Here is a 287-nt window from a genome sequence, read left to right as displayed (position 1 = left end):
CGAGACACAGCCCACGGAGAAGCGAGGCTCCATCGGAAGCGTCAAGCCCTCTGGCTGGCAACTGGCGAAGTACGACTTCGTGGACTGAAAATACCTGTTCAACCGCTGCCACTTGCTGGGATATCAGCTGACGGGCGAGAACGCCAATGTCTGCAACCTTATCACCGGCACTCGTTACCTGAACATCGACGGCATGCTGCCCTTCGAGAACGACGTAGACGACTACGTCGACGCTACGGGCAATCACGTTCTCATGCGCGTAACGCCCATCTTTGTCAATAAAGAAC

At 55.7% G+C, this 287-nt stretch carries 1 protein-coding gene; it reads left to right on the top strand.

All coding sequences use genetic code 11. From position 1 onward, the window contains the following. Positions 1–94: 94 nt before the first annotated feature. Positions 95–287, top strand: a 193-nt coding sequence (locus PZH32_RS14010) for a DNA/RNA non-specific endonuclease (RefSeq protein ID WP_275208882.1), incomplete at its 3' end; no start/stop codon positions are given.

This window comes from Adlercreutzia equolifaciens (assembly GCF_029076695.1).
Lineage (GTDB): Bacteria > Actinomycetota > Coriobacteriia > Coriobacteriales > Eggerthellaceae > Adlercreutzia > Adlercreutzia equolifaciens_A.
The sequence above is the reverse complement of the archived record's forward strand: the minus strand, read 5'-3'. Positions and strand labels throughout refer to the sequence as shown.